29 protein-coding genes are annotated in these 25,109 nt (G+C 58.3%); 12 read left to right on the top strand and 17 right to left on the bottom strand.

Features of this window, described 5'->3' with window-relative positions:
• Positions 1–47: 47 nt before the first annotated feature.
• On the top strand, positions 48–998 hold the full coding sequence (locus ACP86_RS15565) for a PA2778 family cysteine peptidase (RefSeq protein WP_053114695.1): 951 nt from the start codon (positions 48–50) through the stop codon (positions 996–998).
• Here ACP86_RS15565 and ACP86_RS15560 read toward each other — a convergent pair.
• The 3 genes from ACP86_RS15560 to ACP86_RS15550 form a co-directional block, all read right to left on the bottom strand.
• Positions 995–1,534: a class I SAM-dependent methyltransferase gene (locus ACP86_RS15560; RefSeq protein WP_241956182.1), complete on the bottom strand. Its 540-nt coding sequence runs from the start codon at positions 1,532–1,534 to the stop codon at positions 995–997. The genes ACP86_RS15565 and ACP86_RS15560 overlap by 4 nt on opposite strands.
• Before the next feature lie 103 nt (positions 1,535–1,637).
• The gene (locus tag ACP86_RS15555; RefSeq protein WP_053114694.1) at positions 1,638–2,624 is read right to left on the bottom strand and encodes a CobW family GTP-binding protein; all 987 of its coding nucleotides are present in this window, start codon (positions 2,622–2,624) and stop codon (positions 1,638–1,640) included.
• Positions 2,625–2,672: 48 nt separating this feature from the next.
• Positions 2,673–3,068 carry a hypothetical protein gene (locus ACP86_RS15550; RefSeq protein WP_008175980.1) on the bottom strand — a complete coding sequence of 132 codons (396 nt, stop codon included), beginning with the start codon at positions 3,066–3,068 and terminating at the stop codon, positions 2,673–2,675.
• Between the two features lie 134 nt (positions 3,069–3,202).
• On the opposite strand from ACP86_RS15550, the gene rluF reads away from it, so the two are divergent.
• The gene (gene rluF, locus ACP86_RS15545) at positions 3,203–4,141 is read left to right on the top strand and encodes a 23S rRNA pseudouridine(2604) synthase RluF (RefSeq protein WP_053114693.1); all 939 of its coding nucleotides are present in this window, start codon (positions 3,203–3,205) and stop codon (positions 4,139–4,141) included.
• A 27-nt stretch (positions 4,142–4,168) separates the two neighbouring features.
• On the opposite strand, the gene ACP86_RS15540 is transcribed toward rluF, so the two are convergent.
• The 8 genes from ACP86_RS15540 to ACP86_RS15505 all read right to left on the bottom strand — a co-directional run bounded on the left by ACP86_RS15540 (position 4,169) and on the right by ACP86_RS15505 (position 10,370).
• On the bottom strand, positions 4,169–4,513 hold the full coding sequence (locus ACP86_RS15540) for a YdbL family protein (RefSeq protein WP_008175984.1): 345 nt from the start codon (positions 4,511–4,513) through the stop codon (positions 4,169–4,171).
• Positions 4,514–4,542: 29 nt separating this feature from the next.
• Entirely contained in the window at positions 4,543–4,725 is a 183-nt protein-coding gene (locus tag ACP86_RS15535; RefSeq protein ID WP_014576371.1) for a YnbE family lipoprotein, read from the bottom strand.
• Positions 4,726–4,763: 38 nt separating this feature from the next.
• Positions 4,764–6,284 carry a YdbH domain-containing protein gene (locus tag ACP86_RS15530; RefSeq protein WP_227507731.1) on the bottom strand — a complete coding sequence of 507 codons (1,521 nt, stop codon included), beginning with the start codon at positions 6,282–6,284 and terminating at the stop codon, positions 4,764–4,766.
• Positions 6,285–6,307: 23 nt separating this feature from the next.
• Complete coding sequence (locus tag ACP86_RS15525; RefSeq protein WP_053114692.1) at positions 6,308–7,876, bottom strand: bifunctional GNAT family N-acetyltransferase/carbon-nitrogen hydrolase family protein; 1,569 nt, start codon at positions 7,874–7,876, stop codon at positions 6,308–6,310.
• Between the two features lie 72 nt (positions 7,877–7,948).
• Complete coding sequence (thpR, locus tag ACP86_RS15520) at positions 7,949–8,491, bottom strand: RNA 2',3'-cyclic phosphodiesterase (RefSeq protein WP_053114691.1); 543 nt, start codon at positions 8,489–8,491, stop codon at positions 7,949–7,951.
• 4 nt (positions 8,492–8,495) lie between these two features.
• Positions 8,496–9,254 carry an SDR family oxidoreductase gene (locus ACP86_RS15515; protein WP_053114690.1) on the bottom strand — a complete coding sequence of 253 codons (759 nt, stop codon included), beginning with the start codon at positions 9,252–9,254 and terminating at the stop codon, positions 8,496–8,498.
• A 30-nt stretch (positions 9,255–9,284) separates the two neighbouring features.
• The gene (locus ACP86_RS15510) at positions 9,285–9,977 is read right to left on the bottom strand and encodes an SDR family oxidoreductase (RefSeq protein WP_053114689.1); all 693 of its coding nucleotides are present in this window, start codon (positions 9,975–9,977) and stop codon (positions 9,285–9,287) included.
• A 66-nt stretch (positions 9,978–10,043) separates the two neighbouring features.
• Positions 10,044–10,370: a DUF2007 domain-containing protein gene (locus tag ACP86_RS15505; protein ID WP_014576365.1), complete on the bottom strand. Its 327-nt coding sequence runs from the start codon at positions 10,368–10,370 to the stop codon at positions 10,044–10,046.
• Positions 10,371–10,476: 106 nt separating this feature from the next.
• Here ACP86_RS15505 and ACP86_RS15500 point away from each other — a divergent pair, with 106 nt between their 5' ends.
• On the top strand, positions 10,477–11,541 hold the full coding sequence (locus ACP86_RS15500) for an alpha/beta hydrolase (protein WP_053114688.1): 1,065 nt from the start codon (positions 10,477–10,479) through the stop codon (positions 11,539–11,541).
• A gap of 2 nt (positions 11,542–11,543) precedes the next feature.
• On the opposite strand, the gene arfB is transcribed toward ACP86_RS15500, so the two are convergent.
• Positions 11,544–11,957, bottom strand: a complete 414-nt coding sequence (arfB, locus tag ACP86_RS15495; protein ID WP_008175998.1) for an alternative ribosome rescue aminoacyl-tRNA hydrolase ArfB — start codon at positions 11,955–11,957, stop codon at positions 11,544–11,546.
• Positions 11,958–12,029: 72 nt separating this feature from the next.
• Here arfB and ACP86_RS15490 point away from each other — a divergent pair, with 72 nt between their 5' ends.
• The 3 genes from ACP86_RS15490 to ACP86_RS15480 all read left to right on the top strand — a co-directional run bounded on the left by ACP86_RS15490 (position 12,030) and on the right by ACP86_RS15480 (position 13,785).
• Positions 12,030–12,698 (top strand): SOS response-associated peptidase, encoded by a 669-nt coding sequence (locus ACP86_RS15490; RefSeq protein WP_008175999.1) that lies wholly within the window; start codon positions 12,030–12,032, stop codon positions 12,696–12,698.
• An 86-nt stretch (positions 12,699–12,784) separates the two neighbouring features.
• Positions 12,785–13,354, top strand: a complete 570-nt coding sequence (locus ACP86_RS15485; protein ID WP_008176000.1) for a DJ-1/PfpI family protein — start codon at positions 12,785–12,787, stop codon at positions 13,352–13,354.
• Between the two features lie 50 nt (positions 13,355–13,404).
• On the top strand, positions 13,405–13,785 hold the full coding sequence (locus ACP86_RS15480; protein ID WP_014576360.1) for a ribbon-helix-helix domain-containing protein: 381 nt from the start codon (positions 13,405–13,407) through the stop codon (positions 13,783–13,785).
• Positions 13,786–13,799: 14 nt separating this feature from the next.
• Here the strand turns inward: ACP86_RS15480 and ACP86_RS15475 are convergent, their stop codons facing one another.
• A complete protein-coding gene (locus ACP86_RS15475; RefSeq protein WP_008176002.1) occupies positions 13,800–14,828 on the bottom strand; it encodes an Acg family FMN-binding oxidoreductase in 1,029 nt (342 codons plus the stop codon).
• 174 nt (positions 14,829–15,002) lie between these two features.
• Between ACP86_RS15475 and ACP86_RS15470 the strand changes: the two genes are divergently transcribed.
• Positions 15,003–15,503: a C40 family peptidase gene (locus ACP86_RS15470; RefSeq protein ID WP_008176003.1), complete on the top strand. Its 501-nt coding sequence runs from the start codon at positions 15,003–15,005 to the stop codon at positions 15,501–15,503.
• A 20-nt stretch (positions 15,504–15,523) separates the two neighbouring features.
• Here the strand turns inward: ACP86_RS15470 and ACP86_RS15465 are convergent, their stop codons facing one another.
• Positions 15,524–15,997 carry a DUF4442 domain-containing protein gene (locus ACP86_RS15465; RefSeq protein ID WP_053114687.1) on the bottom strand — a complete coding sequence of 158 codons (474 nt, stop codon included), beginning with the start codon at positions 15,995–15,997 and terminating at the stop codon, positions 15,524–15,526.
• A 99-nt stretch (positions 15,998–16,096) separates the two neighbouring features.
• The gene (locus ACP86_RS15460) at positions 16,097–16,702 is read right to left on the bottom strand and encodes a LysE/ArgO family amino acid transporter (RefSeq protein ID WP_014576356.1); all 606 of its coding nucleotides are present in this window, start codon (positions 16,700–16,702) and stop codon (positions 16,097–16,099) included.
• A gap of 88 nt (positions 16,703–16,790) precedes the next feature.
• On the opposite strand from ACP86_RS15460, the gene ACP86_RS15455 reads away from it, so the two are divergent.
• From ACP86_RS15455 to ACP86_RS15445, 3 genes are read left to right on the top strand one after another with little or no spacing between them, the layout of a single operon-like run.
• A complete protein-coding gene (locus ACP86_RS15455) occupies positions 16,791–17,672 on the top strand; it encodes a LysR family transcriptional regulator ArgP (RefSeq protein ID WP_053114686.1) in 882 nt (293 codons plus the stop codon).
• A gap of 21 nt (positions 17,673–17,693) precedes the next feature.
• Positions 17,694–18,047, top strand: a complete 354-nt coding sequence (locus tag ACP86_RS15450; RefSeq protein ID WP_008176007.1) for a gamma-glutamylcyclotransferase — start codon at positions 17,694–17,696, stop codon at positions 18,045–18,047.
• 37 nt (positions 18,048–18,084) lie between these two features.
• Positions 18,085–18,504, top strand: coding sequence for a DUF2721 domain-containing protein (locus ACP86_RS15445; protein ID WP_008176008.1), 420 nt, complete (start codon positions 18,085–18,087; stop codon positions 18,502–18,504).
• On the opposite strand, the gene ACP86_RS15440 is transcribed toward ACP86_RS15445, so the two are convergent.
• Both ACP86_RS15440 and ACP86_RS15435 read right to left on the bottom strand, forming a co-directional pair.
• Positions 18,495–19,085: a CPBP family intramembrane glutamic endopeptidase gene (locus tag ACP86_RS15440; protein ID WP_008176009.1), complete on the bottom strand. Its 591-nt coding sequence runs from the start codon at positions 19,083–19,085 to the stop codon at positions 18,495–18,497. The two genes, ACP86_RS15445 and ACP86_RS15440, sit on opposite strands and share 10 nt — an antisense overlap.
• Positions 19,086–19,115: 30 nt before the next feature.
• Positions 19,116–19,961 (bottom strand): crotonase/enoyl-CoA hydratase family protein, encoded by an 846-nt coding sequence (locus ACP86_RS15435; protein ID WP_227507898.1) that lies wholly within the window; start codon positions 19,959–19,961, stop codon positions 19,116–19,118.
• Between the two features lie 138 nt (positions 19,962–20,099).
• Here ACP86_RS15435 and ACP86_RS15430 point away from each other — a divergent pair, with 138 nt between their 5' ends.
• Positions 20,100–21,071 (top strand): ribonuclease Z, encoded by a 972-nt coding sequence (locus tag ACP86_RS15430; protein ID WP_053114684.1) that lies wholly within the window; start codon positions 20,100–20,102, stop codon positions 21,069–21,071.
• Positions 21,072–21,213: 142 nt separating this feature from the next.
• On the top strand, positions 21,214–24,975 hold the full coding sequence (locus ACP86_RS15425) for a DUF1631 family protein (protein ID WP_053114683.1): 3,762 nt from the start codon (positions 21,214–21,216) through the stop codon (positions 24,973–24,975).
• Positions 24,976–25,109: the final 134 nt, after the last annotated feature.

Here is a 25,109-nt window from a genome sequence, read left to right as displayed (position 1 = left end):
CTGTCATTTTTCCCTCTCTAGAAGCGACATCCAGCAGGCTGATCCTGATGTTACTGGTCAGCCTGCTGGCCGGTTGCGCCAGTGCTCCCAAATGGCCAGCGCCCGAAACTCACCAGGCCATGCTGCCCGACAGGGTTGTGCTGGACGACGTACCTTTCTACCCCCAGGAAAGGTATCAGTGCGGGCCTGCGTCGCTGGCAATGATGCTGAACAGCCAGGGCCTTTCATCCAATCCCGATATTCTCAAGGAGCTGGTTTATATTCCGGGCCGGGAAGGCTCCCTTCAGGTCGAAATGATCGCCGGCGCACGCGCCCATGGCATGTTGGTTTACCCGCTGGACGGTAGATTAAAAAGTGTCCTGACCGAGATCGCAGCAGGCAATCCAGTCCTGGTGATGCAAAATCTTAGGTTTGGCTGGTGGCCCCAATGGCACTTTGCGGTTGTGATCGGCTATGACGCCGGCGAGCGAGACCTGATACTCCACACCGATACCCGCAAGCATGAAGCGATCGATCTGGAAGTTTTCGCCAATACCTGGGGGCGGGCCGATAACTGGGCCGTAACCATCCTTCCGCCCGACCGGGTGCCTGCCACGGCAAAACCACTCCGCTTTCTCCAATCGGCCCACGACCTCGAGACAACCGGCCGAACCACAGCCGCTGGCATGGCCTATAAGACAGCCGAGACGACCTGGCCGGACCAACCGACGGCCACTATGGCCAGAGGCAACCTTGCCTGGCAGTTGGGCCACCGAGGCGAAGCACAGGAGCATTTCTTGCGCGCGGTGAAACGTTTTCCGAAATTCGCCGAAGGCTGGAACAACCTCGCTTTCGCGCTGCAGGCGAGCGGCTGCACAAACGTTGCGACCCAGGCGGCGAGATGCGCCGCCGCACTGACACCGGACCGCTTCGGTGAATCAGAATTGCTCAAACAAGAAGGCACCACATCCGCGGAACAGTGTCCTGCACTTCCCGAGTGCCCAAGGGAAGCCCCCTAGGCTGGCTTCCGGAACAGAGCCACATCCTTTCTCGGTATTTCCAGGCGCCAGCCGAAGCGGTTAGCGAGCAGCTTGAAGGTGAATTCCCGGTAGAAGACCACATGGGTCGGGTCACGGCGATAATGCCAGTTGTCGAACCGGTCATCGTCGGTCTGGAAGCAGGTCATCACACCCAGCCAACCACCGGGCTTCAGCATCCGGTCGAGTTCCCTGAAAACGCCAGCGGGGGCGTAAAGATGCTCTACCACTTCGGTACAGGTTATGAAATCGTAGGTCTGATCGAGAGCCACTGCTGAGGGATAAAAATAGGGATCGTAGAGACTGACTGCCATGCCTTCCGCCTCAAGCATCTGCGCCAGTGCAGGGCCGGGGCCGCAGCCGAAATCCAGGCCGCTGGCGCCCGATGGCAGGCGCTCAAGCAGAGGTTCTGTCAGTTTCGAGAGAAATGTCCGGTACCCCGGATGAGACGGGTCATTATCATGCAGTTGGTAAATTTCCCGCTCCTGCTCAGGCGATAACCGGCAGGACGCATCCATCACCGTCGCCTCGCAGACATCACATCGAAGGTAACGCTGGGCCTTCACTGAACGGAAATCCGAGAGACTGCCCTGCTCGCACACCGGACAATGACTCACGCCCTCACCTCGGATCAAGTCCCGCGGCCGCCCTCATGCGGGCATCGAGTTCCCGGGCGTCAATCTGATCGGACGCTATGATCTCTGCCCGGCTGTAGGCTTGCGGTTCACCCTGAATAACGGTCAGGGCTCCATCAACCACATTGATCGCCCGCCAGCCGTCCACGGTCTGAACGACAGCCTTGAAGCGCACAAAGGCCGAGTCCATGGCCATCACCAGCAATGCGTTCTCATCGAGTATCAGTTCCGGATGTATGCGCCAGCCAACACTGAAATGCCCCTGTCCCTGATTGGTAATCTGTTGCCAGGGCTCGTCATCAATAGTGGGGGCCGGCGATGCAGTCTTATGATGGTGGTGATGGTGAGCTTCCGGATCGGTCACCGGCAGGGCATCCGATTGGCCGTCCAGCCAGCCCGGTGCCAGATGCCCGAACCGCGTGTGGTGAATCGCCCGCTTGGCGGGTTCCAGTTGTGCGGCCCACTCATCAAAATGAGTCAGTTGCTCCGGGGTGCAAAGATCAGTCTTGTTGGCAACGAGAATATCCGCCGCAGCCACCTGATCCCGGAACTGCACATTGCCGAGCACCTTCGGTTCTTCGAGCCTTCGGGGGTCCACCAGGCAGATTACAGGGCCCATGGCGAGTACATCCTGGTAGTGCTCGCTGGTCAGGGTGTCCAGAATCTGAGAGGGGTGACCGAGCCCGGTCGGCTCAATCAACAGACGATCGGGCTTTGCCTTGTGAATCAGCTGGTTGAGCCCTATCTGCATCGGCAGGCCGGCAACACAGCACATGCATCCGCCGGGTATTTCCTTGATGAAGGCGCCTTCGGTCTTCAGCATGGCGCCATCGATGCCCACCTCGCCGAACTCGTTGACCAGAACCGCCCAGACCTCGTTTTCCGGTTTGCTTTTCAGAAGATCCAGAATGGCGGTGGTTTTACCGACACCCAGAAAACCAAGTATCAGGCTGGTAGGAATAGGTTGAGCCATGGCGCCGGAGGCACTCCTCTAAGAATCAAAATGTTATATTATAACAATTTATCCGCCAGGACGATCCTCTTTCAGGAACAGTCCGACGGCCTTGTCTGATAGCAGGGCGTGGGCAAGTGCCGGATAGGGCAGATAGTGAACAAACAGCGTGGCGAGGGTGACTGCATCCATGCCGGCATCCAGGAACATCCAGGCCCCGAAGGCGACGAACAGGGCGCCCAGAAAACCGCCATAGATCCACAGCGCCCGTGAGCGCTCCTCAGGCATCGGCAAACGCTCAAGGGTCCGTGCGATTGAGAAGCTCATGTAGACGGCAATCAGGGCCGCAATGACCAATGAGGCCAGCAACCCGGTAAATCCGATCAGATACCGGAACAGGTAGTTGGTCAGGAAAAACAGGGCAATGCAGGTAACGGCAACAATGGTGATGCGTGTCTTTTCCATGGCGGCTCAGGGTTTGTTGGTTTTAAGGATAGGCGCAAAGAATGGCAGAGACGCCGGGAAAGAACCACCCCTGCTGCGACCGGGGTTCCAGACTGATATGATGCCCGTCATTCTCACTGGCAACCGGACACCCGATGACCACTGGCAATTCCACCCGGCTCAACAAATACATCAGCGAAAGCGGCATGTGCTCCCGCCGGGAGGCCGATCGCTATATCGAGCAAGGCAACGTCTACATCAACGGCAAACGAGCAACCGTGGGCGACCAGGTGCTTCCGGGTGACACGGTCAAGGTGAACGGCCAGGTGATCGAGCCACGGGCTGAAGAAGATCTCGTGTTCATTGCACTGAACAAGCCGGTAGGGATTGTCAGCACCACGGACAGCGCGGAGAAACACAATATCCAGCGCTTTGTGGGTCACAGCGAACGCATCTTCCCGATCGGACGTCTGGACAAGGACTCCCAGGGCCTCATCTTTATGACCAGCAACGGCGACCTGGTCAACAAGATACTGCGGGCGGGCAACAACCACGAAAAGGAATACCTGGTTACCGTCGACAAGCCGGTCACCCGGGAATTCGTGGAGGGTATGGCCAATGGTGTGCCGATCCTCGGAACCATGACGAAAAAGTGCAAGGTGTCGCGGGAGTCACGATTTGTCTTCCGGATCACCCTGGTTCAGGGCCTCAATCGCCAGATCCGTCGCATGTGCGAGTATTTTGGCTACGAGGTTACCAAACTGGAACGGATCCGGATCATGAACGTGAGCCTGAAAGGGCTTGCGGTGGGCCAGTGGCGGGACCTGAGCGAGAAAGAGCTGGCCGGGCTGTTCGATGCCATCCGGGATTCGTCTTCCGAAGCCCCGCCCGGCGCTGGCAAGCCAGCAAAAAAGAAGTCCGGAACGAAGGCCAAACCAAAGCCTGATCGCAAGCCTGGCTCTGCATCCGCACCAGGTAAGCCCGGTGGCGCCAGGCGCCCCGGCCCGAAAGGCAAGCCCGCACCTGGCAAAAAGCCGGCATCGGGCAAACGGCCAAAAGGCGGCAAGCCAAGGCAAAAGAGCGTTAAACGGTAAGCGAGGCTCGCACCTGGCCGCGCCGGGCTACTTTTTCACCCACTTACCGCCCATTTGCACATACTGGCCGGACGGAGTCTTCTCAATCGCCTTCTTGCCTGCAACCGTCTCCACCTGGGTTACCGGAATGTTGTGTTTTTCGGCAATGCGCTTGTACTCATCCCGACGGGCGCTGTTAATGGCTTCCACCACTTCCTTCGCCTGCCCTTCGGCGCGCACCACTTCCAGATAACCCGTCGGTGTTTCTCCAACCAGCCCCTGCTGCTTGACCGAGTCCAGTTTCTGTTTGGCTTCATCCAGCCCCATGGCAAGCACGGAGGCGCTGATACCGAACGCCAGAACCAGCGCAAACATCTGTATCAATCGTTTCATCTTCAACCCCTCAAACTTTCCGGACACAGTCAGAACAAGCCCTGTTCGCTGAACAGGTCATCCACTTCCTTATCCACTTTCACGTAGATTTCGTGCTGGATTTTCACGTTCAGGTTGACCGTAATCGGCTCCTTTGGCGCAGCCATCTGCACTGTCGGCGTGCAGGCAGCCATCGCCAGAGGAAGCATCAGTATCATCAGTGTTCTTGCCATGGGCGACCTTTCAGGCCACCAGGGCCGCACGGGTTTTATCATGGTGCTTTCTCCTCACCGGATTCCTGCAGCAATTTCCGGACGCGCCTGGTAACAGCTTCATTGACCCTGCCACTCAACTGCAGGCTGGTGAGCAGCGCGGGAATGTCTTCCTCAAGATTGACATTGAGTACCACCGGCTGCCCACCCCTCAGGTCCGGATTCTTACCTTCGAGGCGAAGGCCAAGGCTCAACTTACCCTGTTCATCGTAGTCTATCGTGCTGTTGAGGACTGAATAGTGAAAGTTTTGCAACGCCTGGACCACGATGTCCATGGCCTGGTTGCCACCGAGCATCGCCTGGAGCTTGTCCGCCGGCAACTGCAAACGGCCGCCAGGATCTATTGCGGAAATACTGCCTGCACTCACCTGCACCCCATCGCCACTGATGCCCAGAGGAACTCGCCCACGAAGCAACCCGCTTCCAGAAAGTCCTTCGGCTGGATACACGGCCATCAGACGGCTGAGGGAGACGTCCTCAATCTCCACAGGGATGCGGCCAGACCCACCGCCCAAATCGTACCTGGCAGGAGGCACTCTGAGGGTACCTTCGAGGAACCGGGCCCTGGCCTGCTGAACCTCCAGAGTGCCGGCCAGCAGCTCCGTGACCGGCGCGCTGTAACTCCCGGAAAAAAGAACCGAGGTGACGGGAATGCCGGCATTGATCTCGCCAACGGTCATGTCCCTGAAACGGGTCGTAATCCGGGAATTTTCCAGCGATCCCCGCACCTGGCCGGTGAGTCCGGACACTGCGGTCCGGTTAAAAACACCACCAACACCCTGCAGCTCGGCACTGCCACTGGCAGCAACTTCACCACCCTGACCGGTCGAAACTTCCATCGACAACCGGGCATTGCCAGAATCCACTGTCAGCAGATCCGGCCATCCGACCAGGGTTTCTGCCAGGGCCTGAACGCCCTGTTTACCGTCGATAACAGAGTCGATGGCGACGGATACGCCGCCTTCGGGATTGAGCTGGATATCGAGATCAGCCGTAAAGCCGGACTCGGAAGCCAAGGTGCCCTGCACCCTGAGATCTGCCAGGCGGCCCTTTGCCCTTCCCTGGAAGTTCCACGTTTGCGGCAGTAATTGCGGATGTTCGACGCGCCCGGCATCGACCCTGATGTCGCCATCAATGGAAATGCGCTGCGCCCAGGGGCCATTTGCGCCATAGTCCAGGGTTACCGTTGTATTGCTGAGATCCGTGCGCAGGTTGTTGAGCGTCAGCGGCTGGTCTGCACCGACAAACGTGAGATGTTCCGTCAGAACAAGAGACGAAGGGGCAAAATCGATGGTTGCGACATCACCGTTGGCGGTCACAAAAGGCCGGACATCTGCACGGCTGCCTGTTACTTCCCATCCGCCGGACCGTATATCCGGCAATGCCATACCCACCGAGCTCTGTTCAATGGCAAAGGACCAGCCTGCAACCGCCAGGGGCCAGGCCACCAGAGCCATACCACCGGCCCAAAGAAACCCGCGGCCGATGCGTTCAGGCTTTACAGACCCTCTACTGGGCAAAACGACGCTCCTGTCGGCTCGGTTTACTCACCACGCCAGGTCACGCTGTACAGATCGTGCCGGCGGTCCTGAAGGTTTTTAACGGTACCACTGTTGCGGGCAGTGATCAGTACTTCCGGGCGCAGATCCGCAAAGGCAACCGTCTCCACGTTGGGCTCGGTGTCAGCGGCGATGCCATCCCGGGCGAAGGGAAAGTCGCAGGGCGTCAGGATGCAGCTCTGGCCGTACTGGATTTCCATATTCGGTACGTTCGGCAGGTTGCCGACGTTGCCGGACATCACCACGTAAACCTGATTCTCTACAGCTCTGGCCTGGCAACAATAGCGAACCCGCAGGTAGCTCTGCCGCTCATCGGTACAGAAAGGCACAAAGATGATATGCACGCCCTGGTCCACCAGGTGGCGGGTCAATTCCGGGAACTCCGCGTCGTAGCAGATCAGCACACCGATGGTGCCGCAGTCCGTCTCGATGGCGCTGACCCGGTTGCCGCCCTGAACGTTCCACCAGAACGCCTCGTTGGGCGTCGGATGGATCTTGGGCTGGCTGAACACCTGGCCATCCCTGAGAAACACGTACGCCATGTTCCGGATGGTGCCGTCTTCCTCACGGACTGGCGTTGAGCCGGCGACAATATTGATGTTGTGGCGCAGAGCCAGATCCCGCATCAGTTCACGATAACGCTCTGCGTAGTGGGTGACTGCGGCAAAGGTCTCGGCGGGGCTGCCCTTGCGGGCTTCGATGGAAAGCAGTTGCAGGGTGAACAGCTCGGGGAACACCACAAAGTCGCCCTTGTAGGTGGAAACAACATCGACAAAATAGCGGACAATCTCGCTGAATTCGTCGAACGATCCCACCGGGCGTTGCTGGTACTGAACCGTGCCTATGCGAACGGTATCGCGCATTCGTTGACCGTAGCGCTTCCGACGGCCGTTGTTCTCCGACTGGGGTACTTTCGGGTTACGCCAGACCAGATGAATACCATAGCCCATGGAATCATGGTCCGCATCGAGATAATGCGGAATAATTCCGTGCACTTCGAAGCCCTGATGAAGCTGGAAGGAAAGCACCGGATCCTTCTGTTCCTTGCTTCGAATGGCCTCCACATATTCCTCGACGCTCGTGAACTTCTTCAGCCGCTGGCGCAGGCTCGGCAAACGGCCGGCAAACACCACTCCCTGCAGGTTCAGGGCCTGGCATAACTGCTTGCGCTCGTTGTAGAGCCGCTCCCCAATGCGGTAACCCCGGCATTCCGGATCAACACAGACTTCCATCCCGTACAACCAGTCCCCCTCCGGGTCATGCCGCGAGGCATAACCGTTACCGGTGATGGAGGTCCAGTCGTGGGCAGCGAGTGCAATCTCTTCCGCGATCCGGAACGTGGCGCAGTAGCCGACCACGGTGTCTCCGAGCATGGCAACAAACTGGCCGTCGGGAAAGGTATTGATCTGCCCGGTCAACGGCCCCTTGGTATAGCCGTACATGCCCGTGCCTTCATAAACCCGGCGACTGAGCTGGATGATGCCTGTGATATCTGCAAGCGTGGCATTGCGGACGTACAGACGCTGATCAGGATCGGAAAACGGGGGGCACATAGACACCTCAGGAAAGGCGTTGATTTCCCCTCATCTTTGGTGGGACGACAGGGATTCGTCAAGACAAATCGGCTATCCGGCGTTGCGCAGGGAGAAGCGATCGACCACTGAATACACGGAACCGGCCGGGCCAGGTTTGCTTTCAAAAAGCACAAATTCAGTAACCTGGAACTGGCCGAATCCATAGTCACCATATTCAACCAACAACGGTTCAACAGAACCCGGCTGGCGTTTGAAACGGGCCAGCGTAATGTGCGGGCGAAATGCCCGACGTTCAGCCACAAAGCCCAGATTCTCCAGTCGCCGCCCGAGAGTCTGGTGCAGCGCAGCCACCGGTGCCACCGGCTGAACACCGGCCCATAGATTCTTCGGCCTTTCGGGCTGGCCGAAACAACCAACGCCGGCAACCTCAAGCGGGAAGGATTCCGAATCTATCTCACGGGCTGAACTGGCTACGGCTTCGAGACCTTCCGCGCTCACCTTCCCCAGAAACAGGAGAGTGACGTGCAATTGCTCAGCACTCTGCCATCTGGCGCCTGTCACCGGTGATCTGACCTTCAACAACCGGGCCTTGATTTCAGCCGGAAGCTCCAGCCCGAAAAAAAGCCGTGGCAACGCTCTATTCCTCGTAGATCATCTTGCGCACCATGCCGCCATCGGCCACAAAATTCTGGCCAGTGATAAACGAGGCCTCCGGCGAAATGAGGTAGGCCACCAAGGAGGCAATATCCCCAGGTTGCCCTACCCTGCCCGCCGGGTGCTGCAGGTGGTCGTTTTCGGAAAGCGGTTCAACCGGCTCTGCGCCGCCCTGCCAGGCCCGGGTATCGATCCAGCCGGGACTGATGCAGTTAACGCGGACATCGGGCCCCAGGCTCACAGCAAGGGCATGAGTGAGTGCCACAATGCCACCCTTGGTAGCGGCGTATGCCTCGGTGTCCGGCTCGGACTGAAGCGCCCTTGTGGAGGCCATATTAACGATAGCGCCTTTCGTTTTTCGAAGGTGCGGCACCGCATGCTTGGTGACCAGGAACGGCCCGGTCAGGTTCACGTCCAGGCGGCGCTGCCACTGATCCAGGCTCAGTTCCTCAATCGGCCCCGTCTCGGGGTTGGCGATTCCGGCATTATTGATAACGGCGTCCAGACGGCCGCCCCAGCGAAGGGCTTCGGCAACGATGCGCTCCACATCGGTTTCCGAAGCCACATCGCCGGGCAGAAAGTGCAGTGCATAATCTGCACCGGCGGCCAACCGCTCACCGACGGCACTGTCGGTGTCACAGAACGCCACCTTCCAGCCAGCAGCGGCCAGGTGAAGCACAATGCCCCGGCCGATGCCTTTGGCGCCGCCGGTCACCAATGCGACGCGATCGGTTTGACTCAAAACAACCTCCGTTACGACCGCCCCTACCGGTTACTCAACCTTGGGCGTGGGCCGGACAAGAATTTCATTTACATCAACATGTGCCGGCTGAGCCACGGCATACATGACCGCATTGGCAATGTCCTCCGGCTTCAATGCATGGCCAGGACGTTCATCAAAGAAGGGCGTGTCCACCATGCCCGGTTCGATCAGGGTAACGCGGATACCAAAGCCTCGAAGCTCCTCACGAACACCATAGCCAATGGCGGTTACCGCCCATTTGGTCGCACTGTACATGGAACCGGGAATGGTGGCACGGCCTGCCGCAGAGCCGGTTAACAGCAAGTGGCCCTTGCTCTCTTTGAGCGCCGGCATGCAATGCTGGAGGGTCAGGCCCACACCGTAAATATTGGTGAGGATCATATCCTTCCAGACGTCCGGGTCAGCACCGCTGAATCCGCCCGGCTCACCACCGCGGCCGGCGTTGGCAAACACCGCATCAATGCGGCCAAAGGTTTTCAGGGCCTGGTCGACCATGTTTTTCTGGTCATCACCGCTCTGGACGTCGCACTGGACCGTCAACACCTTTTCTTCGCCACCCAGCTCCTGCTGCAGGCCTTTCAGTTTGTCTTCAGAGCGCGCGGCCAGAACCAGCCGATAGCCCTGTTTCGCGGCCGCTCGCGCTGTTTCCGCGCCGATGCCTGACGACGCGCCAGTAATCAGCATTACAGGTTGATCTGCCATAAGCTTTTTCTCCTGTTGCTTGGGAAGTGTGGGTAGGGCTACGCCCGGTGACCCCAGACCGATCAGTCAGTAGATCTGCAGCAGGATGAGAGCGACGATGGCCAGGGCCAACAGAAACCAGCGGGCGTAGTGGTCGGGGCGATCCTCTTGGTCGCTGGCAGCCCGGCTGAGACTGCTGCCTGACGTCTGCTCATACTCGGACACCAGTTGCCGCGCCCGGTAGAGATCCTCATCATCGACATGCACGTTGCTGAAGCCCGCGGCACCAATATCACCCATGGCACCCTGAAGGTAATGGCCTCCGACATGGGCCTCAATACCGTTGGCTTCCAACAGACCAGCCACAATGTGGGCTTCGGTTATGTCTCTGGCCCGATAGGCTATTTGCAACACGCGACTCCTTCTGTGACCGTTCCGGGCAGAACCGGGACAAATCTGCGAGTATCATTTGAAGGATAGTTCGACCTGCCCGGTGGGGCCAATAACATACGGATCGACCATGCTCTGGATTATTCTCGCCATCATCGTGTTCATCGTTGCCGCAACCCTGCTTCTGTTCCGGCTTGAGGATCTGTCTCATCTGGATCGGGATGATTACCCGATCAAAGACGCAACACCCAGCGAAGCCAACCGGGAAGTGCTGGGACGCATCCGCGAGCTGGGGCAATCTTCAAAAGGCCTGCGCGGTAAGGCGCGGTTGATGGCACTCCGAAAACACATGGACGGGCTGAGTGAAGGCATCGAACTGGCCTCGGAGCTGCGTCATTGCGAGTCACCCTGTGGCGAATGGGTTCTCGCCCCGGGATGTGATACCCGCCGCCGAATCCTGTACATTCATGGTGGCGCCTGGGCCGCTGGCAGCCCCAGAAGCCATCGGGCCATTACCGACCGTTTATCGCAGATAACCAGAGCCGCAGTGTTCGCACTGGACTACCGTTTAATGCCGGAGAACCGGTTTATGGACGGTGTAAGGGATTGCCGCGAAGCCTATACATGGCTCCTGAAACACGGCCCTGATGGCGCCGAACCGGCTGATTTCATGGTGGTCGCCGGGGATTCTGCCGGCGGTAGCCATACTCTCGGGCTGATTGCGTGGATTCGTGACAATGGCCTGCGCCAGGCGGATGCCGCCATCGCGTTCTCACCATCCACCGATCTGACCCTGACCGCGCCGAGCAACCGCAACAACATCGGTTCCGATCCACTGCTCGGGCCTGTGTTTGGTGGCCTGTCGAAAATCCCGCTGCCGGTCATCTGGTGGGCCACACTGGCGGCATTCCGGGTTTCCCCAACCAGCCCTGTTGCCTCACCATTACGGGGGAATCTGAAGGACCTGCCCCCAACGCTCATACAGGCCAGCGACACCGAGATGCTGCTGGACAATGCCCGGCGTTACGCCGCGCGGGCAGAAGCAGCAGGTTCTCCGGTTACCCTTCATACCTGGCCGGGAATGGTGCACGTATGGCAGATCTTTGTGCCCTTACTTCCGGAAGCGGAGGAGGCCTTCGACGACATCAGGGTTTTCCTGGAGCAGCTGGAGTCCCGGGGTAGCGAACAGGCTTAGGCCTAAACCTGGACCTTGCCCCGCAGGGCCTTGGTTTTACCTTTTTTGGTCTTCTTGTCCACACGCTTGCGCTGTGAGGACCGGGTCGGTTTGGTGGGACGTCGGGCCTTGCGGGGTTTTACGGCCTCCTGGATCAGCTCTTTCAGCCGCTCCAGCGCATCCTCCTTGTTCAACTCCAGGGTTCGGAAAGATTGCGCCTTGATGATCAGCACACCCTCTTTACTGATTCGCTGATCATTGAGCGACATCAGCCGCTCCTTGTAAAACGGTGGCAGAGAGGAATGGGGAATATCGAAGCGCAGGTGCACCGCGGAGGCGACTTTATTCACGTTCTGGCCGCCGGCACCCTGGGCCCGGATCTGGGTGATTTCGATTTCCCAGTCAGCAAGTTCAACAGCGTTGGATAGTTTCAGCATCTGCTAAGGTTAACAGAATCCAGAACCGTGGGCTTTCAGCACCGGGATTTGTGCGAGGAACAACCAGTTATCATGTGCGGACGATTCACCTTCTATACCCCACCGGACACCCTGATCCTCGAGTTCTTTCCCGAGGGCATGGAGGTGGACGGGCATTTTGACCCCGGCTACAACATCCCTCCCGGCACAGGTATTCCAATGATCCGAATGAGCATGAACGGCAGCCTGATCATGGCTCACTCCCACTGGGGCTTCCGGCCGGCCTGGGCGGATCAGAAAGCGCCGGCTCCGATCAATGCCCGTGCAGAAACAGCAGCCACATCAAAATACTTCCGGGACGCCTTTGCCCATCACCGTTGCCTGATACCGGCCAATGGCTGGTACGAATGGCAACAAACGGAACATGGGAAAGAACCTCACTACATAACGCCAGCGAATTCCGGGAAGTATCCGGCGATTTTCTTCGCCGGCCTCTGGACCCCGAGAGAAGGCGACGAGACCACCGCCTGCGCCATCATCACCGAACCGGCCAGCGAACACCTGAAGCATATCCATGAACGTCAGCCCGTGGTGCTTGATCCGGCCTGCCTGAGGGACTGGCTGAATCCGGAAATCACCGACCGGACACAATTGCGAGCAGTGACCCATCGCCTGGATCCTGAACAGCTGAAAGCCATTCCCGTTTCGCCGGAGGTGAATAATCCGAGGCATAACTCGCCGGACCTGATCCGGGAAGCCTGAGGCCTGTAGTAATCCTCTAATACCCGCTTCTTCACCGACGCTGATACTGTTTCCAGACTTGGCAAGACAATCACAAGGAGACAGCCATGAGCGGGAAGAAGATTCTGATGATTACGGGTGACTTCACCGAAGATTACGAAACCATGGTGCCGTTCCAGGCACTGCAGGCCGTCGGGCACACGGTTCACGCTGTCTGCCCCGACAAGAAAGCCGGCGACACGGTTGCCACCGCCATCCATGATTTCGAGGGTGACCAGACCTACACCGAAAAACCGGGGCACCGGTTCGCCCTGAACGCGGATTTTGACGGGCTGGACCCCGCGAACTACGACGCATTGGTGGTGCCCGGCGGTCGCGCTCCTGAGTACCTGCGGCTTAACAAGGATGTACAGAATCTGGTTCGCCATTTTTTCGAGACTGACAAGCCAGTGGCAGCGATTTGCCATGGTGCCCAGTTGTTGGCCGCAGCCGGGGTTCTGGAGGGGCGCAAATGCTCGGCCTATCCTGCCTGCCAGCCGGAGGTAGAACTGGCCGGCGGCACGTTCGCCGGTATCGAGGTTGATCAGGCGGTTACCGATGCTAATCTGGTAACAGCGCCTGCATGGCCCGCTCATCCGGCCTGGCTGGCGCAGTTTTTCAAGCTGCTGGATCAGTAATGCAAACGGGGCCGGCCCACCGGCCCCGCCACGCTCTCAGGGAGGCCCGCATGTGCAAGCTCTTTATCAACGCCGATCCGGAGCTTTGGGTCAGCCGGACCCACTCCCTGCGAATCGATGGCATGGTGACCAGTGTGCGAATGGAAAACGCCTTCTGGCAGGTACTGGCCGAGCTGGCCGAACGGGATGGCATGAACCTGCCCCAGATGATCACACGGCTTTACCACGAATCCATTGATGCCGGCCACGACCTCGGTAACTTCACGTCCTTCCTTCGGGTGTGTGCGCTCCGCTATCTGGAGCTCCAGCTGAGCGGCGACGTTCCCAGGGATACCCGGGTTCCGATTGCCTCGCTGGATGCAGACCGCATTCTTGCCAGCAAATCCGGTGAGCCGGCAACACCGGAGGTGGTAACCAAGGCCAGGCACTGATAAGAGGAGGTCAGTCAGCGCTGGCGTCCCTGACCCGCCTGTTTTGCCTTGATATCCCGGGTGTCTGCGGTTTCCACAACCTCCTGAAGATTCCGCCTCGGAGCCGCCGGCAAATCTGTCGCCGGGTAACCCAACCTGAGCAGAATCTGCGGGAAACCCGAACGCCCAAGGAGGTGCTGAAGTTTCGGGCGAAGCACGGCGACCTGAATTGGCTGGTTCAGATAGGAAGCCTGCAGCCCCTGCCCCAGGGACCGGAGCAAAACCCGCTCCAGCGCCTGCCCGGCCTTCAGCCAGTCTTCTACGCCATCCCCGGCCGTTCCCAACGCAGCAATCACGGGTGATTCATCCGCCAGTTGACGGTCCTTGGCGCCAACGCCGTTGCCCATATCAAATGTGCGCACCACCAATTGGGCCACGGGCGCAACCATGCCGGGAACCGTCAAACCGTCTCCCTTGCGGCGGGGATGCATCCAGGCAGCCAACTCCCGTCGCCAACTCGGGTTGGACCATTGGGCAGCGTCGCCCTCCGCCACCAGCTCGGCCACCTGATGACGCGCATGCTCCGATTCCAGAACCTGGAACCATGCCCCTTCGGTCTCCGCCGACTCTTCAAGGATGCCCAGCACCTCGGAAGGCACCTGCTTTGACTCAAACCGCTTGCGATAGGTGCGTCGCCTGGCAATCGCCCGGAACAGTTCCGTTTGACGGCCCTCCTCCCCGGATACCGGTGTGAACGAGACGGTCGCCAGCAGATCCTCGTCGCCCGGGTCCGGCAAAAGCTGGCATTCGGTATTGAATCCTGCATGAGCGGCGGCAATCCGAAGATTAAACAGGGCACACCCGCAGCTGATGGTCAGTTCCCGGTCGTCGGGGTCGTTGACCGGCAATGCCCGTAACCGGTCCGCAAACAGGGAAATCCCGGTTTCGCCGAGTTCAAATCGCCAGGGCTGGGTGTTGTGGCTTGATGGCGCCAATGTTGCGCTCTCGAGGATGGCCGCCAGGGTGTCTCGCGGTATGGGGGTGTTGCGTGTTCCTTCGCTCATTGCAGCTCTCCCGAATGGTCTCGTGACAGACTATTCCTGCGTGAAAGGAAAAGATAGCCGGTGATGCCCGGCGACTTCGTTGAGCCGCATCAACAAAATCTCACGCTCCGTAACCTGACATTCCCGGGCGCGACAATTAAAGTGAAGACAGTGAAAACTTGCACAGGGTCTGAGATGCGTTATTCCTTCAGAAACATCTTATTTCTGGCATTCGTGGCGCTTGCGCTCGGCGGTTGCGCCAGTAGCGGAAAGCTGCAGCCGGGTTCTACGCCTGGACTACAGACCGTTCCTGTCGAGGCATCCAGTTCGGAAAAGGCCCAAAAACTCTGGCAGGTGTTCGAGCGTTACCGGGGCACCCCCTATGAATACGGTGGCACCTCCGGCAATGGCTTCGATTGCTCAGGATTCATTCTTACCGCCTACCAGGAAGGTCTGGGCAAACAATTGCCCAGGACAACGACCCAAATGCTTGCCAGTGGTGACGTGGTTCATCCCGGCGAGATTCGACCGGGCGATGTGGTGTTCTTCCGGATTGGCGGAAAGGAACAACACGCCGGTATCTATATGGGCGGGGACCGCTTTATCCACGCATCAACATCGGCCGGCGTAATCCAGTCCTCGATCAGCGGCTACTACTGGAAAGGCCGCCTGACCGAAGCGAGACGCTTTGACTGAGCCAAGCTGAATAGCCCGCTTCAACGCTTTTTCCGGCGCACATAGAGTACTTTGTGGACGCGCGCGACGAGCTCACCGGATTCATCAACAATATCCACGTCCCACTCTGGCAGCATTTTGTCTCCGTTTGCCGTTGCGACGCGGATCTCTTCAACACGCTCATCGGTCAATTCAAAGCGTGCCATCACCTTGCCCTTGCCGGGACGGATAAAATCAATACTCGCCGATTTATCCCACACGATGTAGTCATTGCCCAGCCGTCGCATCAGCAGCAGCATGTACATGGGATCAACCATGCTGTAGAGCGAACCGCCAAAGTGCGTGCCCACGTAATTGGTGTTGTACCAGTGCTGGCCCATCTCCACCCGGGCCGAGCTGAAATCCTCAGCAATGTGGGTCACCCGGATTCCAGCACCGATATAGGGAGCAAACGTGGAAAGAACACGGCGCATGGCCCCGGCACTGGCAAGCCAGCTACGTAGAGTGGCGTTCATCAAACATCCTCGATGGTATAAATGACTGCAAATTCAGTAGCACGCAATCTTCCAACCCGACGCGCGCCGATGCAAGAAATTCATACGATCGTTTGAATATTAAAGACCACTGAACGTGAGATGCAGGGCGATAGCGGCCATCATGATTCCAATGACACCATCAATAATCCGCCAGGCCAGCGGCCGGGAGAGAATGGGCGCCAGCGCCGAGCCGCCCCAGGCAAGCAGGCCGAACCAGAGAATCGAGGCACTGCTCGCACCGGCCACAAAGGTGGTCGCGTCCTCTTGCTGGGCTCCGATGGCAGGAATCAACAGCAGCGTATCCAGATAAACCTGAGGGTTGAGCAGAGTGACTGCCAGGGTCGTGAACACCACGGCTTTAAGGCTTCGTTTGGTTACCTCACCCGCTTCAAGAGCCGCTCTGCCGCGGCTGGCGCGAACGAAGGACTGAATCGCAAGCCAGCCAAGGAAGGCCACACCCAGCCACCGGAGAATCTCCAGGGCCTCAGGCATGGCCATCAGGGCAGCACTGATGCCGAACATGCCCAGGGTAAACAGGGTGATATCGGCCACTATGCACAGCCCGGCTGACCACCAATGATGTTCCCGGCGTATTGCCTGGCTCAGCAGGTAGGCGTTCTGCGCTCCGATCGCCACGATAATGCCGCCACACACAATCAGACCGGTCAGGTAACTCTCAAGCACGTGAATCTCTCCTTAATGAATGGCGCAAGGTTACCGCTTCCCAGCTATACTTGAAATTCATACTCATAATGCTGCATCAGTTTTACTTATGATTGACTACAAATTGCTGGAAGCCCTGGCGACGGTCATTGAGTGCGGAGGGTTCGAACGTGCCGGCCTGGCGCTCGGGCTGAGCCAGTCGGCCATTTCCCAGCGAATTCGCACCCTTGAAATCCGGCTCGGACAACCGGTTCTGGTGCGAAGCCCGGCACTCAAGGCCACACCGGCCGGACAGCGTCTGCTCAACCACGTTCAGCAGGTGCAATTGCTGGAGCGCGACCTGACCAAGTCCATCCCGGCACTCTCGGAACCCACAGCAAGACTGCGCATCGCGCTGAATGCCGACAGCCTGGCCACCTGGTGGGCGGCCGCGGTAGGCAACTTCTGTGCGGAGGAGACCCTGCTGCTGGATCTTGTGGTCGAGGACCAGGACATTGGCCTTCGCAGGATGCGGGAAGGGGATGTGGCTGCCTGCCTGTGCAGCAGCCCCCAGCCTGTTGCCGGTGCCCGCTGCGTGCCCATTGGCACCATGACCTACATGCCACTGGCAACTCCGGACTATGTGCGCCGATACTTCGGGAAAGGCCTGAGCGAAACCAGCCTGAAGAATGCCCCGGCCATTGTTTTCGGGCCGAATGACCAACTGCAACACCGGTTCCTGGCCCAGTGCGGCTATCACGGCACCTTCCCCCACCACCTTTGCCCATCCTCGGAAGGTTTTGTGAAACTGGCGCTGGCCGGCATGGGGTATGGCATGATTCCGGAAATGCAGGCCCGCCCGGAAATATCTGCCGGGCGCCTGGTGAGCATCGCGCCTGAACAAACCCTGGAAGTGCAGCTATACTGGCACTTCTGGCGCCATGGCGGCGGCGTGATGGACCGCCTGACCAACGCCTTGCGGTCCGCGGCCACGTTGAATTCAAACGTGTAAACAGGGGGAGCAACGATCAGAATGAAGCACCTTGTGGCGGTTTACGGCACGTTGAAACGTGGCCGGAACAACAGCCATATTCTGCGAGGCGCCCGTTTTGTCGGGACAGACTGGATGCCCGAACTGAGCCTGTATCACTTGGGCCCCTACCCGGGTGCCATAGAGGAACCTTCCCCGGGCGTCCGCGTGGAAGTCTATGCGGTTACCGATACGATGCTGAAAACACTGGACGAACTGGAAGACTTCTTTCCTGAACGCCCGCAAAGCAGCCTGTATATCCGCCAGACCATGGACACTCGCCACGGGTCTGCCTGGGTGTACATTTACAATCGGCCGGTTAAAACGATCCAGCGGCTGCGCTCCGGGAGCTGGTAGACCATAGCCCACACACCTTCACCATAAGGACACCAGATTGGACCTGACAACGCCTGCCCTGCTCTTCCCGGCGATTTCACTGCTGTTGCTGGCCTTCACCAACCGGTTTCTGGTGTTGGCGCAGCTGATCCGCCAACTCAAGCAGATGGACACCGAGGAAGACCACGCCCTGATTGCCCGACAGATCGGCATGCTGCGCAAACGGATTGTGCTGACCAAACGCATGCAGGCGTTCGGCGTACTCAGTTTCTTCCTGTGTACGGTTTCCATGTTCCTGCTTTTCCTGGGTGCCGACCTGCCGGGGGTGATCGCGTTTGGCGCCAGCCTGGTACTGCTGTCTTTCTCGCTGCTGTACTCGCTGTACGAAATCCAGATCTCAACCAATGCCATCAATGTCGAGCTGGCCAGCTTTGAGGCCCGCAAGAGTGCCGGCCGGGAAGATGTCGACTATTCGTGAGGCCTGTTTGCGCCGGAATTCACGACCCGGACACCAAACCAGCGCGGAAACCGGAGCAGACAAAACAGGGCAATCATGTCGTAAAGGGCGTGCCAGACCATGACCAGAGCAAGGCTTTCGGATAACAAGTAGGCCGCCCCCAGGACCATGCCAAGGCCGGTAGCCACCAGAAAATAGGTAAATGAAACGTAGTGCACCAGCCCGAACAACACCGATGCCGCAAGCACGGCCGTTACAGGGTCCGTCTTTGTCATCAGCCAGCCCTGGATTGCGCCCCGGAATAACAGTTCCTCACCGACTCCGGCCAGGAGGGATAGCAGAATGAGTACAGCCGGGGAGTAGCTGGAGGCAAAGTCATACAAACCCTGCATCTGCCGCTCGAGGTTCTCCGGGAACAAGCCGGGCACCCGCGTAAGCAACAGCAAAACGGCGTAGGTAAGAGCGGCTCCAACCGTCCCCAGGAAGATGCTGGGCCACAGGCCTGGCCCAACATGCAGCACCGGAATTCCGAATAGCAGTATCGCCACTAATCCGATAACGCCAATGGCGCCCTGGAATAACAGAGCGGCATTGGAGGACATACCCGAGTTTCGTCGTTTACCCAACGCCATTTACTGGTCGAACAAGGGCTTCACTGGAAACAGCGCATCGTATTTTGGCGCCTGCTTCTGGGCTTTGGCCTGGAACGATTTCATCATGTCCGTCGGGCGGAACATGCCGGCCTGCCAGGTGGCCATATACTTGAGGCTGTCTTCCACACTGTGGTCGCGACTGTAATTGAGCATTTCCTTGCAGCCAGTGACGGCCAGAGGAGAGTTCGCCGCAATCTGGCCGGCAATGGCCATAACGCCTGCCAGCATGGATTCCTGGTCGGCGTAAACGGCGTTCACGAAGCCCAGATTCTGCGCTTCAGTGGCGGAGAATTTTCGGCCGGTGTAGGCCAATTCACGAACCACGCCCTCGGGCATCAGTTTGGGCAGGCGCTGGAGCGTGCCGACGTCGGCGGTCATGCCCAGCTCGGTTTCCTTGATGGTGAAGTAGGCATCTTCCGTGCAATAACGGCTATCGGCGGCACACACCAGATCCAGAGCGCCACCGATACAGCCACCGTGGATGGCTGCCAGCACGGGAAGCCGGATTTTTTCCAGAGAGGTGAGAGTATCCTGCAACTGCAGCACAACCCTGCGAAGGTTTTCCGCCATGCGCCCGGGGTCACCGTTCATGGGCACGGCTTTGGGATCGCTGAATACACCCAGATCCATGCCCGCAGAGAAGTGTTTGCCGGTGGAGGAAATGACGATAACGCGGGCATCGGTGTTGGCCTCAATATCCTGCATGCACCGGGGCAACTCGAGCCAGAACGCCTTGTTCATGGTGTTCAGGGCCTCCGGGCGACTGAACTGTACGTGGGCGATGTGGTCTTTTACCTCAATCGAAAAACTCTCGTAACTGGACAACTCAGACAAGACAGCACTCCTTATATAAATTTCCAATACCGGCTAATTAGCGGTCGCCCCGGCTAATGTATCGTCAATTCTGCTACCTTCGTATTATGGCGGACAGAGAGACGACACGTTAACCCGAAAAGGCCTGGTATGGAATTCACCTTCCTCGGCACGTCAGCCGGAACGCCCACAAAATCGCGCAATGTGACCGGTCTGGCACTCAGCCACGGCGGACCAAAACACTGGTACCTGATTGACTGCGGTGAAGGCACCCAGCACCAGTTGCTGAGAACCCATCATTCCGTGATGCAGCTGCAGGCAATATTTATCACCCACATCCATGGCGACCATACGTTCGGGCTGCCGGGACTGCTGACCAGCGCCTCCATGCTCGGCCGCACCGCTCCTTTGTACCTGGTTGCGCCAAGACCGGTAAAAACCTTCATAGAGGCCGCCATCGGTAATAGTGACTCCAGCCTGAGTTTTGAATTGAGATTTGTCGATTCCGAAGCAGAGAACTTCCACTGGGAAGACGACTCCCTGTCGGTAACTGCAGTCCCCCTGTCCCATCGTGTCTCCTGCAGGGCCTTTGTGTTCACGGAAAAGAATCTGGAACGCCAGCTGGTCCGGGACAGGCTCGAAGCGGATGGTATTGAGGCCGGTCCCGCCTGGGGCCGCCTGCAACAGGGCGACGACGTGGTACTGGAAGATGGGCGCCTCGCCCGTTGTGATGATTACACCCGAATTGCCAGAAAACCTCGCAAGGTTATCGTAGCCGGCGACAACGACCAGCCCGACCTGCTTCTGGCAGCGTGCACGGGTGTTCAGGTGGTCATCCACGAAGCGACCTACACCCAGGAGGTCTCTGACCGGGTCGGACCCTGGCCGCAACACAGCTCCGCTGCCCAGGTAGCCCGCTTCGCCGAGGCCGCAGGCGTTCCCAATCTCGTCCTTACCCACTTCAGTTCCCGTTACCAGTTCAATCCGGATGCCTATCCGCACATTGGTGAGATCGAATCCGAAGCCAAAGGTATTTATCGGGGAAACCTTTATCTGGCAAAGGATTTTGCCTGTTATGAGCTCAACAGGGATCTGATGCTGAAGCCCATCGAGCGTCTATAATACAGGCGTGGATTAAACGAGCCGCCCAGGCTTATATGTGTCGCTTTTATAGATTCACTTTGCGTTTGCTAAAGTTCAAATTAAACTGAACCTATAATAAATTGAACAACGATTCATTTTTCACTGCTCAGGAAGGCGGTCAATGACCCGGCTCAACGCAAAACACTCCAGACTCAGCAAGGATGCGGTTGTCGTCGCGCCCGGCCTCATTCCCTGCGGCTGTGTCATTGACAGCGTGGCTTTTGGTAAAGAAGGGCTGCGCCTCACCCTGAAGCACTTTTCGTCGCCCGCGGTACTCGACCAGCTGTCATCGTCTGCCGCTGCACAGACCGATCTTCATGTTTTCCTCGATAATGACCGTGAAAAACAGCATATCCATTACCGAGGCACGGTTCAGGTTGGCCGCAGTAGCGGCATTTCGCTGGACATAGCGGGGAACACCGAGGAACTCAGCAACGACATTGAGCGTTTGTTACAGCACACTGGAACGAATCGGCCCGAAGCCGCGACTCCGGATCCTTCACTGAAACAGCTCTACCACCAGCATTGCCGTCGGCTTCTGGAACAGTTGCTTCCGGAATTTATGGAAGGCACCTTCGAGGGCATTGAAGCCGACCTGGAAGAGGCTGCAGAGCTGCGTGAGATTACCCGGCTCAAGGACATGCGCTTCATTTTCCAGAGTCGCCAGCAACGAATGCTCCAGGATTTCCAGGCCCAGTTCCAGGCCAATCAGGCAACCCTTGAGCCCGCCGCCGAGTCCCGGGCCGGCAACAAGGAGTTGCACCTGCTGCAACAGCACGAGTTCGAAGACTGGCTGGACCTGCAGGCCATCGCTACCCGCGTAAACAAAGCAAATACCGGGGCCAACTTCCTGCTCAACCAGTTTCTCAACCAGATTTTCCGACAGGACGTCAACGATGACAACAATCCTCTGACGCCTCGGGCCCTGTGCGTCTGCCTGCAGTATATGGTCGATCATCTGGGCATTGCGCGGGAGCACCGCCTGACCATCTATCGCGCCTGGGAAAATGCTCTGGTCCGGGTCTGGCCCGCGGCCATCCGGTCACTGATCAATGACTGCAGACGAGCTGGCCTTGAGGCCATAGATATCACCGAGCTACCCGCAAACTGGTCACTCCGCGACCGGGAGCACGCAACGGACGACGCGGGTTCAGCGACGGCAGCCACAGAAGACTCATCCGAAGAAACTCCGGAAACCAATCACGCTAGGCCCGAGGCGTCCGGGTCGCCTTCGGTCGGTCGTTCCCTTTTTCAATTGATGGCCCTGGAGTCAAACCCCTCGTCTGAAGTTTCTGACTGGGAGGAGCCCAATCCAAGGCTTTCGGAAAACCTCCGCTCCCGGCGCCGGGAACTGCTGGACCGGTTGCACGGCGACGAGCCCGATATGGCGGGACTGCTTCGGGAACTGGCCAACTCGGACTCCGACCTTGCCAGCTCCCTGGATCACACGGCCGTTGAGAAGGCCAATCTGGTGGACCGACTGTTCGAGCCTCTGAAAACCCACGATGAACTCTCGGGCTCGCTTCGCCACCAACTGCAAAAGCTTCGACTACCCGTATTCGAAACGCTGGTTGAAACACCGGATTTTCTGAATGCCGGCGACCACCCGGCCCGGGATATCATCAATAACCTGATGCACATCTGTCTTGCCGAGAGAGCCTCAAGCAAGAAGCTGGAAGCAACGGTTGCCGATATCGTCGAGGAGCTGACAGAGATCGAGGTATCGGATCCGGACCTGATGGGAAGCCTGGGCGAACGCCTGAAACAGCTTGTCGAGCGTCAGGACCAATCGTTTCACCGCAACTCGGAACGGCTGGCAAAAACCCTGGAGGGCAAGGAGCGCCTGCGCCTTACCCGCAAGGAGGCAAGGCAGAGGCTGAACTCGCTCTTGAGCAACAGACAGGTTCCGAAGATTCTGATCCGCATTCTTCAGGCGGGCTGGGAGCAGTTGATCGTCCTGACCATGCTGAGAGAAGGTCCGGAAAGCCGGCATTGTGAAGAACTGCTTGATGTGGTTGCACAGCTCCAGGCCTGGCTTTCGCCTGCCGACACCTCCGAAGAGCTGGCATTTGAACGGGAGCTGGAGAGCAGCGTCATGCTGCAGTTCATTGAGCGGGAGCTGAAGACCGCCGGGGAAGTCTCGCGCGTAAGGCCGGTTATTGACGAGCTATCCGGAATTCTCGAGGGCAACGGGGAAGCAGAAACCACATGGGTTGATGAGTACGGTGACGCCGATGAAGCGCCGGCCCCGCTGCCACCGGAGCTTGAAGACAGTCGTTGGGCCTCAAGGGCAAAGGAGATTTCCGTAGGCGACTGGGTTGAGGTTCGTCTGGATACCGGCGAGACCCGCCGGTTGCGGCTGGTGTGGGGCAGCGAGGATTCACTCAGGTTTGTTTTTCTTTCGCCCAAAGGCATGAGCGAGGTCAGTTACGGGTTTCCCGAGTTTGTGCAGAAACTCGCTGAAGGCGAAGCCTGGCTGGTTGAGAGCGGAGACGTCCCATTCCTCGACCAAAGCCTGTTCAGCATCGTTGAAGATGTTTACCGGAAGCTCAATTTTCAGGCAACCCACGATGCCCTGACGGGGTGTATGCACCGCCATGACTTCGAGAAACAGGTTTCTCAGCTGATCAGCATCCTGCCGTCATCTGCTGAAGACCATGCCGCCGCCCTGATGGTTCTGGATATAGACGAGTTCAGTGTCATCAACGCCTCCTATGGCGCGGACGCCGGCGACGCCCTGTTGAGGCATGTCGCCGACACACTCCGTAAGCAGATCGAATCCCGATTCGCGGAGTCCCACGTTGGCCGGATCAGCGGCAATGAGTTTGCGGTGCTCATCAATAACATCAGTACAGAAGACTGCCTGGATTTTGCAGAGTCCCTGCGGCGCAACTTCGAGCAACATGTGTTCCGGCATGGGCAGGCGGAATATCGGGCAACCGTCAGCATCAGTATCCGGCCGGTAACCGGGGAGGGACAGTCACCTGGCGACCTTCTCAATCTTGCGAGCCTCTCGCTTAAAGCAGCCAAGAAGCTGGGCGGGAACCGGATTGAACTGGCCAGGGAAAACCGGGACCAGTCCCGGCTCGGCACCCCCCAATGGGTCACCGAAATAGACCGGACCATCCGTGATGGCAGCCTCTACCTTCGGGCCCAGCCCATCGTTGCCCTCGAACCGGAAGACGGCGAAGGCACGATGTATGAACTCTTGCTCGGCCTGAAAGACAGTGCTGGCAAGGAGATCTCGCCCCAGGGCTATATCGAGGCAGCCGAACAGTTCAAACGCAGCACACGGGTTGATTTGTGGGTCATTTCCGAGGTGCTGACGTGGATGCGCGATAATCCCGCAGCGCTCGCCAGGATTGCCACTCTGAACGTTAACCTGTCAGGCTCGTCGTTGAGCGATGACAGCTTCATGCTCGGCCTGGAATCCAATCTCAGGGCGAATCCGGAGCTGGCCCACAAGCTCTGCTTTGAAGTAACCGAGACCTCTGCCGTCGCCAACCTCCATTTTGCCTCGGATTTCATGCGCGAGATGAAGCGGCTGAACTGCCGGTTCGCACTGGATGATTTCGGCACCGGCCTGTCTTCCTATGCGTACCTCCAGAAACTGCCAGTGGACTTCGTGAAAATTGACGGCATATTTGTAAAGGACATGGCGACCAACCTCACGAACTACGCCATGGTGAGGTCGATCAACGAGCTCTGTCATTTTCTGGATCTTCAGACCATCGCCGAATATGTGGAAGACATGGAAATCATGGACACCCTGAAAGAGATCCAGGTGGACTACGCCCAGGGCTTTGCCATTGCCAAGCCGCGCAGGCTGGACAGCCTTGGAACCGTGAATTCCACTCCCCCGGTTTATGCCTACAAGAAATAGCTTTGCTTTTCCCCGTGGCAGGAGTACAGTGGGCCTCGTTGGAAAGATTTAGCAAAGCATTTCATCAATAAGACCGCTCAGCTGTAATAAGTAGCACGTCCTGTTTTTGATCACGCCAGTTTTTTGTTTCCGCA

Source organism: Marinobacter sp. CP1, from assembly GCF_001266795.1.
Classification (GTDB): domain Bacteria; phylum Pseudomonadota; class Gammaproteobacteria; order Pseudomonadales; family Oleiphilaceae; genus Marinobacter; species Marinobacter flavimaris.
The sequence above is the reverse complement of the archived record's forward strand: the minus strand, read 5'-3'. Positions and strand labels throughout refer to the sequence as shown.

Coding starts and splice junctions, on each gene's coding strand:
- rluF (WP_053114693.1), top strand. CDS start 3,203: ATGACCACTGGCAATTCCACCCGGCTCAACAAATACATCAGCGAAAGC.
- ACP86_RS15565 (WP_053114695.1), top strand. CDS start 48: ATGTTACTGGTCAGCCTGCTGGCCGGTTGCGCCAGTGCTCCCAAATGG.
- ACP86_RS15450 (WP_008176007.1), top strand. CDS start 17,694: ATGAAGCACCTTGTGGCGGTTTACGGCACGTTGAAACGTGGCCGGAAC.
- ACP86_RS15510 (WP_053114689.1), bottom strand. CDS start 9,977: ATGGCAGATCAACCTGTAATGCTGATTACTGGCGCGTCGTCAGGCATC.
- ACP86_RS15455 (WP_053114686.1), top strand. CDS start 16,791: ATGATTGACTACAAATTGCTGGAAGCCCTGGCGACGGTCATTGAGTGC.
- ACP86_RS15440 (WP_008176009.1), bottom strand. CDS start 19,085: ATGTCCTCCAATGCCGCTCTGTTATTCCAGGGCGCCATTGGCGTTATC.
- ACP86_RS15470 (WP_008176003.1), top strand. CDS start 15,003: ATGCGTTATTCCTTCAGAAACATCTTATTTCTGGCATTCGTGGCGCTT.
- ACP86_RS15475 (WP_008176002.1), bottom strand. CDS start 14,828: ATGAGCGAAGGAACACGCAACACCCCCATACCGCGAGACACCCTGGCG.
- ACP86_RS15535 (WP_014576371.1), bottom strand. CDS start 4,725: ATGGCAAGAACACTGATGATACTGATGCTTCCTCTGGCGATGGCTGCC.
- ACP86_RS15500 (WP_053114688.1), top strand. CDS start 10,477: ATGCTCTGGATTATTCTCGCCATCATCGTGTTCATCGTTGCCGCAACC.
- ACP86_RS15485 (WP_008176000.1), top strand. CDS start 12,785: ATGAGCGGGAAGAAGATTCTGATGATTACGGGTGACTTCACCGAAGAT.
- ACP86_RS15555 (WP_053114694.1), bottom strand. CDS start 2,624: ATGGCTCAACCTATTCCTACCAGCCTGATACTTGGTTTTCTGGGTGTC.
- ACP86_RS15425 (WP_053114683.1), top strand. CDS start 21,214: ATGACCCGGCTCAACGCAAAACACTCCAGACTCAGCAAGGATGCGGTT.
- ACP86_RS15525 (WP_053114692.1), bottom strand. CDS start 7,876: ATGTGCCCCCCGTTTTCCGATCCTGATCAGCGTCTGTACGTCCGCAAT.
- ACP86_RS15465 (WP_053114687.1), bottom strand. CDS start 15,997: ATGAACGCCACTCTACGTAGCTGGCTTGCCAGTGCCGGGGCCATGCGC.
- ACP86_RS15540 (WP_008175984.1), bottom strand. CDS start 4,513: ATGAAACGATTGATACAGATGTTTGCGCTGGTTCTGGCGTTCGGTATC.
- ACP86_RS15480 (WP_014576360.1), top strand. CDS start 13,405: ATGTGCAAGCTCTTTATCAACGCCGATCCGGAGCTTTGGGTCAGCCGG.
- ACP86_RS15560 (WP_241956182.1), bottom strand. CDS start 1,534: ATGGATGCGTCCTGCCGGTTATCGCCTGAGCAGGAGCGGGAAATTTAC.
- arfB (WP_008175998.1), bottom strand. CDS start 11,957: ATGCTGAAACTATCCAACGCTGTTGAACTTGCTGACTGGGAAATCGAA.
- ACP86_RS15550 (WP_008175980.1), bottom strand. CDS start 3,068: ATGGAAAAGACACGCATCACCATTGTTGCCGTTACCTGCATTGCCCTG.
- ACP86_RS15490 (WP_008175999.1), top strand. CDS start 12,030: ATGTGCGGACGATTCACCTTCTATACCCCACCGGACACCCTGATCCTC.
- ACP86_RS15430 (WP_053114684.1), top strand. CDS start 20,100: ATGGAATTCACCTTCCTCGGCACGTCAGCCGGAACGCCCACAAAATCG.